This window comes from Nitrospiria bacterium (genome assembly GCA_035498035.1).
Lineage (GTDB): Bacteria > Nitrospirota > Nitrospiria > JACQBZ01 > JACQBZ01 > JACQBZ01.
This window is the reverse complement of record DATKAN010000003.1, coordinates 1-12,568: the sequence shown is the minus strand read 5'-3', so window position 1 is coordinate 12,568 and position 12,568 is coordinate 1. Positions and strand designations below refer to the sequence as shown.

Genomic DNA, 12,568 nt, shown 5'->3' with positions numbered 1-12,568 from the left:
GCGTCCCTGTTCGTCCAGTTCCACCCAGAGCACGACCCGCCCCTGTTCTCCCATCTTTCGGGAAGCCGGAGGATACTCCGGGGGCGAGCGCTTGGGGCAGGTGACCGCGAGTTCGGAGGCGAGCATCACCGGACCGGCCGGCTCGGGCGGGGCCTCGACGACCGGCTCGGGCGGTGGCGGCGCCACCGGCTCCTCCGGTGTCACCACCGGGGCCTCGACCACAATCTGCGGAGGCTCCGGCGGAGGCGGCTCCGGCTTGACCGGTTTGGGCAGCGGCTTGGGTTTGGGCGGTTCCGGCTGTTTGGCCGGGGGCGGAGGGTTGATGAAGTTCACGAAGAGCGTGACCGCCTCCTGCGGACTGATTTGAATCTGGTACTCCCACAACGCATACAACCCCGCACCGTGCAATGCAAGCACGACCAGCAGTCCCGCCAGTCTGTCCCAGGGAAACTTGCGCGGTACCGTCATGCGTCATCCCTTTCTATCTCGATCTTGCCACCGCCATATTCAAGCCCAACCAATCACGAACAGCGGGAATACGACCGAGGATCAGCTTTTCAACGAGCTTCACAACGATCATAGATATGCCGAACAACGGCAGATAGACGGCAAATAACAGGATCAGGATGCCGAGGCCGATCGAGAATCGAGTGTTCTGGACCGGATCCGGGGCGCCAAGCACGCCGGCGGGACGCCTCCGCCACCACATGTTCACGGAGCTGACGCTCAGGAGAATAAGGCCGGAAGCGGTTAGAATCCCCAGAAGTTGATTCGGCCAGCCGAAAAGCTGCCCTTCGTGGGCGGCAACGCCGATGCCCACGAGTCGATCTATGGGATGATGATCGCTGAAGTTTACCCGTTTAAGGATCGCGCCAGTCGTTCCATCCAGCACCAAGTTCACGCGCAAGGGCCGGTTCTGTGCGTCCGACTTGGCCGTCCAATTGCGCGAGCCATTTGCGGGTGGGGAGATCAGGACGGGAGAGGCCAAATGAAGCGGCACAATGGTGGCCACCATCGTGTCGATCGCGGCGTAATCCGGCGAGTCCATGACCGTGTCTTTGTTTTTCGCCGATGTGGTCTGATGAGCGGCGTGCTCCGCATTCTCGCTCGCCGTGCCGGCCTCCACATCAGCTGCGGTTTGCCGCGCCTGACCATCGGGATGGCCGGAGGGCCAATCCTGCTGTGCAACGGCGGTACCGGTGAGACGACGGATCTCCTTCAAGTAACTGCCCCACTGTTTCGCCCATGGCAGGCCCGTCAGCAGCATAAACAACGCGAGACTCGAAATCCACACGCCAGTGACCGCGTGCAGATCTCGCCAGAAGAGGCGCCTTCCACCGTGGCTACGAGGATAGAGAACGCCAGCCAGCCCCCGACTTTGTCTGGGCCACCACAAATACAAGCCCGTGAGTATCATAATGATTGCCCAGGAGGCCGCCAGTTCCACGATCGTCGAGCCAGGATTACCCAACAACAATTCGCCGTGGAGGTAGAAGATCTTCCGTGTGAAGCGATCCTCTTCGCGGACAGTATGTAACACCTGCAGTGTTTCGGGATGGATGTACACCCGGATCTGGTCATCTTTGCGGTTGACGATGACCCGGGTAGCGGCGTTGGGTGCCTGCGGCAATTCATATGCCTGCAACCTTGATCCCGGCATGGCGGCCAACGCGGCCTTCACCCGGGCTTCGGCGGCCGCAGGCGAGCCCGTAATGACGAGATGATCGTAGGGACGATCGAGCCAGGCATCTATTTGCGGCTTGAACAGGTAGATCGTACCAGTGATTGCCAGAAAGATTACGAATGGAATGCAGAAGAGACCGGCGTAAAAATGCCACCGCCAAACGGCCCGATGATCGGGCCAGGGCTTATGAGACTCAGATTGCTCCATTGTCGTCCTCCAAGACAGTGTTCACTGCTCTTTGTTTTTTGGATATTGATCTATTTCATAACCGTCGCCGTACACGACCCCTCCCCGCTATTCTTTGCCCATTTACTATTTGGCTCGCCCCGACAGCGTACGATCCTTCCTCAAAATTCAATCTTTATCGACCCAAGCACCGACAGTGGGTTTTCATGGCCACATCAGCGATCGGATCAATGCAAGCATCTCGGGGCCGTCCCATGCGCGCGGGCCGACGGCGCGGGCCAGCACCCGCCCGTCGGGTCCGATCAGAAAGGTGGTCGGAAGACCGCGCACCTGGAGCGCATCGCTGACCTCATTTTGCTCGTCGAGCAGAATCGGGAAGTTCAACCCCAGCGACGCGGTGAACTCGGAAATCGCCTTAACGCGGTCGTCCGTGGTGATGCCAACGACCTGAAACGGCTCGCCCGAGAGCGCGGCGTTCAGTCGCTGCAGCGCGGGCATCTCCTCTTTGCACGGCTCGCACCAAGTGGCCCAGAAATTAGCGAGCACCACCCGGCCGATCAGGGACTGGCGGTCGATCACCGATCCATTCGGCGTCTTGAGCGAGAAGTCCGGCGGTTCGATCCGCCTCTTGACCGGCGTCAATCCCGCCCGCGAATAGAGATCGTTCGCCGCAACGGCCCGAACCGGCGTCGGAAGACCGAACATTAGAGCCGCGGCTCCAGCGATGAAAATAGTCGTCCATCCAGCGAAATGATCTGTCTGGGGTATCATCTCATTCCTCTTTCCCGCGAAGGCCAATGGAAGGTTCCGGTCTGAACGACAATCTGATTGTTCGGAAAGGCGCGCTCGTTCCAGACTATGGCGAAGAGACCGGAGGGGTGGATCGCCACAGCGGGATTCGATCCCTGGGGGCCGTCGCTCAGAATCTGCGCCGCGGAGAAGGTGGCGCCGCGATCGGTCGAGAAGCGCATTACCACCCGCTTGTGGACTCCGGTCACCTCCTCCCAGACGACGAGGACGACGCCGTTGGGAAAGATGGCCATTTTGGGTTGGTCTGGGAGTGACGGGGTCGCGGTGTGGAGCGAGAGGGGGGAAGAAAAGGTTCGTCCGGCGTCGTCCGAAGTCACAAAGTAGATACGGGGCTGCTCGTCGGCTCCCTCGGTATACCAGGTCAGATAAACCCGCCCCTGGGCATCCGCGGCAAGCGATGGGCCGCGATGAGGGCAGGCCGGAAAAGCCCAGTCGTCCTTTCGGACCCGCTCGGGGGAGGAGAAGCTCCGCCCGCCGTCGGTGGAACGAGCGATCACAATGTCCCGCACATTACCCTCGAATACCTTACGCCAACTGACGACAATCGTGCCGTCCGCGGTGGTGACCGTGGAAGGCCTGCAGCAGGGGCATGACCCGCCGTCCACCTTGACGTTCGGCGTGAAGGTATCACCCTGATCGGTTGAGCGCGCGAAATATGTACCCGCCCCGCTCTTCTGCTTTTCGCGCCCGTCGAGCCAGCTCACGTTGATGGCGCCGTCCGGGGCCGCACTGATTCCTTCGAAGCCGTGAGAGGAAGGGGTATCGTCGTCATTGATCACCCGAGGCGCCTCGAATGAACGTCCGCCATCGAGCGAGCGGGCCAGCACAAGGTCCGAACGAAGGGCGTTGTTTGCGTCGAACTTGGGAACCGACCAGGTTAGATAAATTTGTCCGTCCGATCCCGCCGAGAGTCCAGGAGAGAGGTGGGTCGCATCGGGTCCTTTGTCCGCCGGATTGACCGTCGCCGGTCCGCTCTCCGCTCGCCCCGCCGCAGTGAGCGAAAGCAGGCGGACGGCACCGCGCTCGCTCAGTTTTTCCTTCTCAATCCAAGCGAGGATGACACGACCGGAGCGGTCCACGGTCACCGAGGGGGGCGAGTAGTCTTTCGTCCCTTGCACGACGACTTGTGAAGGCTTCCAGACAATCTCTGGGCGTTCCGCAACCGTTCCACCCAGACCGCTGCATGATGCAAGAAGCCCTATGGTGAGGAGCGCTCCACCGCCGATGAATTTGTCTGCCTGTTTCATTGAAGCCTCCTTTTCTCCTATACGATTCAATTGCTAGAAGCCGACCGTCGCGCCAGCATACACTCCGCGGCCATTGCCCGTAAAGAACGCCTGGCCATTCTGAGCCATGCAGTTTGACGTGGGCGTGGCGCCGCACGGCGAGTCCGAAACAACTGCCGTCGATCCGATGTACTTCCGATCGAAGAGGTTGTCCATTTCGACAAACGTCTTAAAAAAGCGGATGGTGCCGGTGGAAGAAAAAGATCGGAGGTAGTGGATGTTCGCGTTCGCCACGATGTATCCAGGTGTCTCCAGCGTATTGGCGTTGTCGGCGAAGTAGTCGCCGGCCCGTGTTGTCTCCACCCAGGCGCCGAGACCGGATCGATGATCGTACGCGGCCTGCACATAGAGCAGGCTTTTCACAACAGAGGGCACCTCTTTCCCGTCCCGGTTGAAAACGGTGGGGACGCCGCTAACGAGATACTGGTCCTCAAACCGCTGGTAAGTGGCGTCCAAGTAAGTATAGGCGCCGGTGATGCGCGCCCCTTCGAACGGTTTCACTGTGGCGCCAGCTTCGACGCCCCGATAACGGGACCGATCCGCATTGATCGAATAACTGCCGATGGCAGTGCTTTGCGAAATGATCTCGTTTTTAAAGTTGGTCCAGAACCCGGTCAATTGCAAAGAGAGGATCGACCCGATCGGAGTATCGGACCCGAGTTCAAACCCAAGATTGGTCTGAGACTTCAGGTCGGTGTTGATGCCGGGCCCGCCGGTCAGATCGGTGGTCAGGTTGCTGATGCCGGGGATGGCATAGCCGGTTGAGGCCCGGATCCATTGTTTGGCCCCCTGGTCGGTGTGGTGTGTGAGCGAGAGTTCCGGCGCATAATTCCAGTAGGTCTGGTCTGGCGAAACGCGGTTATTCACCGCTCCGGCGCTCGTGTAGTTGATGACATCCGCCTTTACTTTCGACTTTTCGACACCGAGACCGGCTGCGGCGGTCAAGTGGGGAACGAATTCCCACTCCTCCCGGAACCGTCCTCCGACGTTCGTGATCGAGCCGTGAGTGTTCTGAAGGAGCACACCGCGTGTGCCATAGAAATCATTCAGATTCTGGAATGTCTGGCCTTCCTGTTCCATATAGTTGACGAAAAGTCCAACGGTGCTGTGCAGCGGCGCTCCGAGCAGGGAACCGTCGTGCCGCAGGTTCCCATAATATTTGAAGTTGGGATTGACGTTCGCCGTGATCTGATTGAATGTTTGATTGATGTCTTTTAAATCGAAATCGCCTTCCATTGTCAGGATGGTATCGCTTCTGATCTCCCGCTCGTAGAGGGTCCCCAGGACCGTACGGCGATCCTCCCTCCCCTGGTCCAACGATTCCGCCGTCCGGGTTCCCAGTCCGCCTGCCTGGCGCGGATCGGCATTAAATTGATTTAAAGTAAGGCGAGTCGGAACGTCGGCATTGATATAGTTATTAATCGCTTTGAAGTAGATATCCTGATGTTCGTCGATGTGGTCGCGGAAGTTCAGGTTTTCCGTGGTGGTGTTGTAATCGCTGTGTTGGACAAACCCATCCTCGTGGACGGCGCTCCCGAACAGGGCCACATCCGTATTCGGTGTATCCGTGCCGTAGGCAAGCGCGTATTTTCGGTAGCCGAAGGAGCCTAAGGTCACGTCCCCTTCGGTCCCCATCAGGTCGCTCCCTCGGCGCGTTCTGAAAAAAAGGACGCCGCCGAGCGCGTAGTTGTCATACAGCGAAGAGGAGGGACCCCGAAGCACCTCCACGCTTTGCATGAACCAGGGATCGTGCAGGTCGAGCCGCGACAAACCGTCGGACTGGGTCTGAGAGATGCCGTCCTCATACATTTTGACGTTGCGGATTCCGAACGAGGTTTTTGCCCCGAAGCCGCGGATAGATATGTTGAAATCTCGCGGTCCATTCCCTTGCTGGGTGGTGATCCCAGGTATGGCCTGCAGCGATTCGAGGAAGTTTCGTGTCGGCCGAAGGTCCATCTCTTCGCGCGGCGCTGTGGTGATCGCTGTCCCTTGCGGCCCCTCCTGAGGACGGGTGCTGACGATGCTTATTTCGCCCAAAGTGACTGGTTCGTTGGCTTTGGTGGTTGTTGGGGCTTCCGGTGTTTCGTTCGCTTCAGTCGATTTGTCAGTTGTTGTTGTGTCCTCTGATGAGGTGGTCTCCTGCAGCTGGGGCACTTCCTCCGCTATGGACAACGACGGAAGCACCGATAACAATAAACAGATAACAGCGATAGGGCCTGTACTTCGGATACAGATCATTTAAAAGTCCTCCATCCGTGGAAGTGGGATACGGTGCGGTCGCGGGTCATGCGGGCAGGCAAAACCTCCGATGAAGACTCGTCCCGGACGCCTGGGCGGCGCGAAACAGCCCCCGCGCGACAATGACGTTGTTAGGATTTAGACGACGGAGGAGAAGGAAGGAGGAGCGCGGCTGGATGCGACATCAATACCGCCGTTTTCTGGAACGATCGGGTCGGGCCCAATAAGTCGGGCAATATATTGGAGTGGGCAGTGTTGTGCGGGCGTGGCCGAATGCATAGCGGCCGCGGCGCAATGGGTGGACATCATGCAATGGGTCGCGTGGTGGTCATGCGACGATGAGGAGTGATGTTCTTCGTGGGTATGGGTAGCGTATTGGCAACGGATGGCCTCGCCCGTGAGGGTGAGGTAGCTCATGATCACGAACGCGGTCAGAATAAACCGCCACGACCGGGATCGGAACCCTGGGCGCCGTGAGTTTTTCATGAAGAGGAGAAATTTCATTCCTTTGCCTGAAGGCTGGCGGCCTGAATCCGGGCTACAGCCTCTCTCCTGCCAATAGTTTTTGAACAAGGGGGCGAAGATTCTCCGCCGTAGGGACGTCGGACAACACATAGCCGTCCAATAACACGGTCGGCGTGGAATGCACTCCGTAGCGGTTGGCCCTCGAGACCCCTTCTTCCAATTTACGTTTCGGCTCCCCCGAGGCGATTTGATTCTTCATGACCTCCGGATTCATGCCCGCCTCCTGAATCACTTTGTCCTCCACCGAGGGATCGAGAATATTCAGGCGCTCATCTTGCAGCACCCGAAAAAGAACGCCGGCCATGATATCCCCCCGGCCCTCCCCTCGCGCAGCCTCATACAGTTCGAACGGCATGCTGGGTTTGTTGCGAATCACGGGAAATCCCACATTGCTCACTTCCAATTTGTCTCCAAATTCCCGTTTCAATTCCGGAAGCACCATGGATTCAAAGTGATGGCAATGAGGACAGTAAAAATCGACGAAGATTTCCATCCGCACTTTGCCGGCGGTGTGCGTGGACGGTTCGTTCAAAATCCGATAGGGAGAGGTCTGGTCCGCATCTATTTGAATCGGTGATAATGCCCCCGTTGAAATAGCGGTCACGGCCGAAAAAATGACGAAGAAGAGTTTAATCAGCCTTGGTCTCATAAATGGCTCCTTTCGACATGAAATGTCTTTTTACGGTTCTTTTTTCTGATGCGCCCTCGAAAACCGAATTTCGCGAGCGACAAGCCGACCCTGTTCCTCAACCACGTCGGCAACCAATCGATCCCCGACTTGCAATGTCTCCGCGCCCTCGGATCCCTGGGTTGCCCGAACTTTTGTGTCCTGGGTCAGAATCAGCGTAAGAGTCTGCTCATCGGTCGTGCGAACCTGAACCTGGCCGGGTCCAAGACCGATCACCCTTCCCATCACATGCCGTCCATGGGCATGCGCAATACTCAGCGCCCCGGTCGTCAACAGCGCACAAACCATAATCGAATTAGCGATGGACCGCATGAAGCGCCCCTCTCTCAATGCATGTGGCCAGCCTCCGGACGTAGCGGAATCGGTTCCCCCCGCAGGAAGCGATCTTCCTCCTCCTGGCGCTCCCGTTCCCTCTGACTTACGGGATTAAACCGTTTCATCTCCTCCAGCTCTTGTTCGGTGATCACGGGAAGGTGACGGATGAACCGGACCAGTTTCCAGCTGTCACGATCGTCTTCCGGACGACCCGTTCCCCACCCCGGCATCGCGGTGAACCGAATCCCGTTATGAATGATGTAGAACAACTCCCCGTCCGAAAGCAATTGGGTTTCTTCCTGCCTCAAGTCGGGAGCTTTGGGATAAACACCCTGGCCGATGTCCGTCTTTCCGCTTCCATCGTTTCCGTGACACACGGCGCAATGATCGGCGAAATGCTCCCGGGCTTCCGTCAAAATCTCCGGCGTGGCCGGAATCGGGTTTTTGGCTTCCCTCTGTTGTCGAGGCACGGCGAGATGCCGCAGATACCGGGCCAATTTCAGCTCGGGAACGCTCGGCTCGTCCTTGGCGCTGAATCCGTGCCGCACGAACCATGCCCCCGCCCATAGGGACCCCAACACCATTCCGAAACCGATTACGATCACCGTCTTTTTCCACATCGTATCGGCCCCATTCGCATTGCAAGCAACAATAATACCGATCAGGAGAACCCGCGTTCTACTTCATCACCTCGGCGTCGCAATACCATTCCACCCCGCCTTTCGTGCCCTTGACGCCCTTGATCGCCTGGACCAGTTGGTCCTCCTTCACGCTGCCGTCGTGTTCCACAACGGCGTGGCCTTTCATGCTCTGAAGATCGACGGATTTCACCCCTTTGACCTTCATCAACGCGTCCGTGACTTGCTTCGGATAGAACTCACAATATTGTCCCCCCAGCATGAGCGTGACCTGCTGATCCGCAGCCTGTATCTGGTTATTCAACATCCCCATGACCATTGCGGCGGTAAAGACGCCGATAATCATTATTCCACGCATATTCAGCCTCCTCCCCTTTTCCTTATAACCTCCGGTAAAATTACAATCCATTTCTCCTACATCCCCATATCTTTCATATCGGCCGGTTGGTCCGAAATTCCGAAATGGGTCAGATTCGGCGGCGATGTTTGCGTCAACAAGGCCGTCCATCCCAACACGGCCATTACGAGGAGACACTGGAGGGCGACAAAGACCCGAAAGTGAACGACCGCTACCTGTCTCGAACGATACCCCCGTTCAAGCATGCGATAGTCCTCGCCGGTCGACTCCCCTCCCAGAATGCACACCGCCCGGTGAGCCCACCGGCCGACGATACCCTCACGGACCGGTTTTCCCGCCAGAGACTGGAGCACCGGACGAATGTAGTACCGGCTGAGGCCACCCAGTACCAGCACGGGGAGGATAAAAATGAGTTTGAGCAACAACGTGATTCCGTACGGGGTCCCCAAAAAGTTTTCCAGGGTCTTGAGGTGAAGCCAGGCACTGTAGACTCCGCTAAGAATCAAAAGGCCAACAGAAAATACGGCCACCTGTGAAAACCGTTGAACCGCCGCGGCTTCCAGGCTGAGACGATGCCTTGGATCCAGCCCGGGGGTTATTTTCGGCATCAGAAACCGCAGCGGAACCAACCCGCCCGCCCAAGCGGATACCGACAGGACATGAATCCAGTCGGCCGTCACGGCAACGGAGAGATCTCCTTTATCCGCCGCATGACCCAAGAGGCTTGCGGTAAGGGCGAGACCTGCGGAGGCCAGCAGCATGAGGACTTGCAGCACGGGGTGCGGCCAATCCTTAATAACAAACCACAGTCCCCCGAGAACGCCGAGAAGGACCATCCTTGCCATCCACACCTTTCCCGCATGAGTCTGGGAAATAATAAGGGGCAGCATCGGGATCGTGGCCGACAAGGGTTTCCGGCTCATCATTTCGGCGCGGATGATCAAATCCAGAACAGTAACGATGAATAATAGAATCAGGAGCTGACCCATCCAACGCCTCATCTCCTTCCGGTTCATCGCCTGGGCCTTATCAAACTCGGGAGAACCCGGACCGAGTTCCTCGAGGGAACGATTCAAAACAAGCCATCGGAACAGAACCTGGCCGACCAACCCAACGACCCCAAGGAAGTTTAGCCACTGGACCAGAACATGAAATATCATCGAATGTCCGGTCATGATTGGCCTTCGATTGAGAATTTAAAACGGCCCTCGGTATGATGGGTGTCAATCGCAATCACGCTCCAGGAGACGGTGTAGGTCCCCGGCGGCAGGGCCGGCACGCCGACCTCAAGAACGGTATGGTCACCGGGATCCACCTGGCTGTCTCCTTTGTCCACTTTCTTCCCGCTGGAATCGAAGACCTCCAGCGTGCTGAAAAGCGGTTCGATCGGCCCATCGAACCAGATTCGGACGGTCGCGGGTGAAGTCTTCAACGCCCACCCCACCCGCGGATCCGAATGATCCGGAAAGGCATGGGCTCCCGCCGAAATGGGAATGCTTAAGACGAATGCCAGCAGGACCCCCGATATTTTTATTGGGAATTCATTCCCGGGGTCCCGCTTCAAGCCGCTTGAAAAAAAACCGGCTTCGCAGTCCATTGCAATTTACCTTTGAGTTCCACCTAAAACTCCGTAGAAGGGAGTCCAAGTATAGGTTTTGGGGAACATGTCGTCCAGATACAGGTGGATCAAGGCCTGAGCCCCGTACCCTCCGCTCTGACTGTTGATCGGCACGATGCCCTCCACGTTCACCTGGTAGTACCGACCGGCCCAGACGATGCCCGGGTAATACGCCCCGGTTTTCTTCCCGAAATCCGGTCCGTTAAAACCCATGTCGACACTGTATTCCATGATCGGAACAAGACGATTGAAAGGCCATCCGAGGCCGATGTCTTTGACGAACGACTGAAGGTAGAGAAGGCTGTACTGCAGGACCAGACCGTAGCTGAGGTCGTTTTCGATTTCGCCACCGTCGGTACTCGGATTCCGGAAAGGGGAGCCGATGCCGAGCGACCCGGTGAGGGCAAACGGCTTCAAATACGCCAAGGAATCGGGAAGGTCACCGAATCCGTACCCGAAGAGAAGGGTCGGGGTGACCGTGCTGAATTGCTCCCGGACCTTTTTTGCGCCTGTGTTACCCCAATCGTAATCCACCATCGCGGAGGCGATAAATTCATGTTCCGGAATACGCACCATCGTGTATTTGACATGCAGCGCCAGGTTGCTCCAACCCCGAACCGCGGACTCCTCCTTAGGATTGTCCACGTCGTATTCCCATTCCATACCGAACCCCAGATTGGGCGACAGCCGTTTGGAAATCCCGCCGCCGTATGAAGTACTTTGGCCTTCGCCGTCATGCTGGTGAGAATAGTCAAAGAGGTCCATTTCATCGGATGCGAAGGGATCTTCAACGGATTCCGATTCCACGAAAAACCGCTGTCCCACCACCCCATGGGCCCACAGAGCCGTTGGGCTGACCATAAAACCGCTAAGACACAGCATCAATATTATAAAAAATGATAGTCGACGCAGCATGTTCCCCTCCCAATGATTTTTGGCCTGTGATCGAAGCAGAATTCATCACGGCCGAATGGACGGATGAATCCACACCACAGGAATATCAATTGGATTATTTATTTTTCTTACGAGAGGGGATGAGGGGGCGGGCGGATATATAACGAAAAGATGGAAAGGCTTGCAAAGACGCGTTCGCGATAAACTATCTTGCTTTCAAAAGAAGAATTAAAACCTTGCGTGAGATTCGGATCGGCTGAATGAATAAAAGCCGAAGCCGTACACATCCAATCACAGGCAGGGGACGCGTGTTGTTTGGCATGGTCGGCATTGTGCCCATGATTGAAGTCATGCTGCACCGCCCCGATCGTCATAAAGCCGGAGAGGAACAGATAGACCAACACCAAAAGGAGGGCGGTCCGCCTGATCTGTGTCTTTTGCGTCAGCATGACAAACCATCCGCCAGGGAAATCTCTTTTAAACTATACCGAAGTTCTTGAAGAGTCAAGAAGAATCCTTTGGGCATGTTCCCTACTTCATAGCCGCCGCCGTACAGTTCCACTCCGCTTCCGCCTTAGTGTCCTTTAGTCCATTCATCGCCGTGACGAGCACCATCGGATTGACGGTCTCATCATGATTGACGACGGCGTGGCCCTTCATGCTTTTCAAGTCCACGCTCTTCACTCCCTTCACGGCCGTCAACGCCTCGTAGATCTCCCTAGAATAGGACTCGAAGAACCTTCCGTCCAGCATGAGGATGGTTTTCTGTTCAGCCGCACGGGCCTGCGTTGACAGGAGCAAGAGCCCAATCACCACGGTACCAACGGGTTTTACTGTGCTATTCATGGCTTCCTCCAACCGATTCTCAGCCCACTTCGTTTACGGCCTTGGTGAAGTGGCCAAGCAGAGGCCTGCCCGAGACGGGGACTTGGAGGTTCTGGATTTGCCGCATTGCAAATCCCCGCAAAGGAGGACCCCATCCCGAGCAGGCCTTTCCTTTTAATATTGGGCCGCCTCTCTTCCCCCTGACTGAGCCGAGGATTCATAGCCCCGATAGCCGCAAATGATACAATGCCAATTGCGTTCTCTGTACTCCCAATACAGGCTGATGACATTCCCATCCCCGCCCGTCTTACAATGGGGACAGATCAACGGTGAAACCCTATATTTAACCATAGACGTTTTATCCTTTTGGATGATTTCGTATGTCTGCAATCCGGACGAGGGGCGGACAGAACGTATCCCGCCCGTCTCTTGGGTAGATTAAGACGAACGCGTGCGTGACGCGACACCGGATTGAGATTATTTTAAATTTTTATTAAGGGTCA

Annotated in this window: 14 protein-coding genes; all 14 read right to left on the bottom strand. The window is 56.8% G+C overall.

All coding sequences use genetic code 11. The features are described from left to right. On the bottom strand, positions 1-468 hold a 468-nt coding region (locus VMN77_00135), incomplete at its 3' end, for an energy transducer TonB (protein ID HTN42184.1). A 13-nt stretch (positions 469-481) separates the two neighbouring features. Then, positions 482-1,891, bottom strand: coding sequence for a PepSY domain-containing protein (locus VMN77_00130; protein HTN42183.1), 1,410 nt, complete (start codon positions 1,889-1,891; stop codon positions 482-484). Between the two features lie 183 nt (positions 1,892-2,074). Further along, a complete protein-coding gene (locus VMN77_00125; protein HTN42182.1) occupies positions 2,075-2,575 on the bottom strand; it encodes a TlpA disulfide reductase family protein in 501 nt (166 codons plus the stop codon). 62 nt (positions 2,576-2,637) lie between these two features. Beyond that, a complete protein-coding gene (locus VMN77_00120) occupies positions 2,638-3,927 on the bottom strand; it encodes a sialidase family protein (GenBank protein HTN42181.1) in 1,290 nt (429 codons plus the stop codon). A 33-nt stretch (positions 3,928-3,960) separates the two neighbouring features. Further along, positions 3,961-6,204, bottom strand: coding sequence for a TonB-dependent receptor (locus tag VMN77_00115; GenBank protein ID HTN42180.1), 2,244 nt, complete (start codon positions 6,202-6,204; stop codon positions 3,961-3,963). A 538-nt stretch (positions 6,205-6,742) separates the two neighbouring features. Next, complete coding sequence (locus VMN77_00110; protein HTN42179.1) at positions 6,743-7,378, bottom strand: thioredoxin domain-containing protein; 636 nt, start codon at positions 7,376-7,378, stop codon at positions 6,743-6,745. A gap of 30 nt (positions 7,379-7,408) precedes the next feature. Beyond that, a complete protein-coding gene (locus tag VMN77_00105) occupies positions 7,409-7,729 on the bottom strand; it encodes a hypothetical protein (GenBank protein HTN42178.1) in 321 nt (106 codons plus the stop codon). A 14-nt stretch (positions 7,730-7,743) separates the two neighbouring features. After that, positions 7,744-8,352, bottom strand: a complete 609-nt coding sequence (locus VMN77_00100) for a c-type cytochrome (protein ID HTN42177.1) — start codon at positions 8,350-8,352, stop codon at positions 7,744-7,746. A 58-nt stretch (positions 8,353-8,410) separates the two neighbouring features. Further along, positions 8,411-8,728, bottom strand: a complete 318-nt coding sequence (locus tag VMN77_00095; GenBank protein HTN42176.1) for a cation transporter — start codon at positions 8,726-8,728, stop codon at positions 8,411-8,413. Positions 8,729-8,784: 56 nt separating this feature from the next. Beyond that, complete coding sequence (locus VMN77_00090) at positions 8,785-9,903, bottom strand: CopD family protein (protein HTN42175.1); 1,119 nt, start codon at positions 9,901-9,903, stop codon at positions 8,785-8,787. Next, positions 9,900-10,325: a copper resistance protein CopC gene (locus VMN77_00085; protein HTN42174.1), complete on the bottom strand. Its 426-nt coding sequence runs from the start codon at positions 10,323-10,325 to the stop codon at positions 9,900-9,902. Before VMN77_00085 ends, VMN77_00090 begins: the two co-directional genes overlap by 4 nt. 6 nt (positions 10,326-10,331) lie before the next feature. After that, on the bottom strand, positions 10,332-11,261 hold the full coding sequence (locus VMN77_00080) for a hypothetical protein (GenBank protein ID HTN42173.1): 930 nt from the start codon (positions 11,259-11,261) through the stop codon (positions 10,332-10,334). 107 nt (positions 11,262-11,368) lie between these two features. After that, positions 11,369-11,689 carry a hypothetical protein gene (locus VMN77_00075; GenBank protein HTN42172.1) on the bottom strand — a complete coding sequence of 107 codons (321 nt, stop codon included), beginning with the start codon at positions 11,687-11,689 and terminating at the stop codon, positions 11,369-11,371. A gap of 82 nt (positions 11,690-11,771) precedes the next feature. After that, on the bottom strand, positions 11,772-12,086 hold the full coding sequence (locus VMN77_00070; GenBank protein ID HTN42171.1) for a hypothetical protein: 315 nt from the start codon (positions 12,084-12,086) through the stop codon (positions 11,772-11,774). Positions 12,087-12,568: the final 482 nt, after the last annotated feature.

What these genes read in the sequence shown, in the direction of transcription:
- VMN77_00130 (HTN42183.1), bottom strand. Translation starts at nt 1,891, where the DNA reads ATGGAGCAATCTGAGTCTCATAAGCCCTGGCCCGATCATCGGGCCGTT.
- VMN77_00125 (HTN42182.1), bottom strand. Translation starts at nt 2,575, where the DNA reads ATGTTCGGTCTTCCGACGCCGGTTCGGGCCGTTGCGGCGAACGATCTC.
- VMN77_00120 (HTN42181.1), bottom strand. Translation starts at nt 3,927, where the DNA reads ATGAAACAGGCAGACAAATTCATCGGCGGTGGAGCGCTCCTCACCATA.
- VMN77_00115 (HTN42180.1), bottom strand. Translation starts at nt 6,204, where the DNA reads ATGATCTGTATCCGAAGTACAGGCCCTATCGCTGTTATCTGTTTATTG.
- VMN77_00110 (HTN42179.1), bottom strand. Translation starts at nt 7,378, where the DNA reads ATGAGACCAAGGCTGATTAAACTCTTCTTCGTCATTTTTTCGGCCGTG.
- VMN77_00105 (HTN42178.1), bottom strand. Translation starts at nt 7,729, where the DNA reads ATGCGGTCCATCGCTAATTCGATTATGGTTTGTGCGCTGTTGACGACC.
- VMN77_00100 (HTN42177.1), bottom strand. Translation starts at nt 8,352, where the DNA reads ATGTGGAAAAAGACGGTGATCGTAATCGGTTTCGGAATGGTGTTGGGG.
- VMN77_00095 (HTN42176.1), bottom strand. Translation starts at nt 8,728, where the DNA reads ATGCGTGGAATAATGATTATCGGCGTCTTTACCGCCGCAATGGTCATG.
- VMN77_00090 (HTN42175.1), bottom strand. Translation starts at nt 9,903, where the DNA reads ATGACCGGACATTCGATGATATTTCATGTTCTGGTCCAGTGGCTAAAC.
- VMN77_00085 (HTN42174.1), bottom strand. Translation starts at nt 10,325, where the DNA reads ATGGACTGCGAAGCCGGTTTTTTTTCAAGCGGCTTGAAGCGGGACCCC.
- VMN77_00080 (HTN42173.1), bottom strand. Translation starts at nt 11,261, where the DNA reads ATGCTGCGTCGACTATCATTTTTTATAATATTGATGCTGTGTCTTAGC.
- VMN77_00075 (HTN42172.1), bottom strand. Translation starts at nt 11,689, where the DNA reads ATGCTGACGCAAAAGACACAGATCAGGCGGACCGCCCTCCTTTTGGTG.
- VMN77_00070 (HTN42171.1), bottom strand. Translation starts at nt 12,086, where the DNA reads ATGAATAGCACAGTAAAACCCGTTGGTACCGTGGTGATTGGGCTCTTG.